Source organism: Pseudomonas sp. RW409 (assembly GCF_003184125.1).
GTDB classification, from domain to species: Bacteria; Pseudomonadota; Gammaproteobacteria; order Pseudomonadales; family Pseudomonadaceae; genus Aquipseudomonas; species Aquipseudomonas chlororaphis_I.
This window is the reverse complement of sequence record NZ_QHHP01000020.1, coordinates 1-352: the sequence shown is the minus strand read 5'-3', so window position 1 is coordinate 352 and position 352 is coordinate 1. Positions and strand designations below refer to the sequence as shown.

Sequence of the window (352 nt, the reverse complement as noted above, 5' to 3'; positions counted from 1 at the left end):
GCAGCCCGTGGCACCTGTCGCCGTTCATCAGCGCCGACTACGCGCGGGCCAAGGTCGACGGTTACTCCGAGGACGGCAGCGACTCCACCGCCCTGACCTTCGATGACCAGAAACGCACCTCACGGCGCTTGGGCATCGGCCTGCAAGGCAAGTATCAGATCACCCAGCAAACCCAGGTGTTCGGCGAAATCGCCCACGAAAAGGAATACGAGGACGATACCCAGAAGCTGACCATGGCCCTCAACAGCCTGCCGGACAACAACTACACCCTCGAAGGCTATACCCCGCAGACCAACCTGAACCGCCTGAACCTCGGGGTCAGCCACAAGCTCACCCAGGACCTGGCCCTGCG

At 62.5% G+C, this 352-nt stretch carries 1 protein-coding gene; it reads left to right on the top strand.

Annotated features, from left to right (window positions below):
• Window positions 1-352 (top strand): autotransporter domain-containing protein (locus tag DK261_RS08790; RefSeq protein ID WP_146218525.1); only part of this gene is annotated, 352 nt, incomplete at both ends.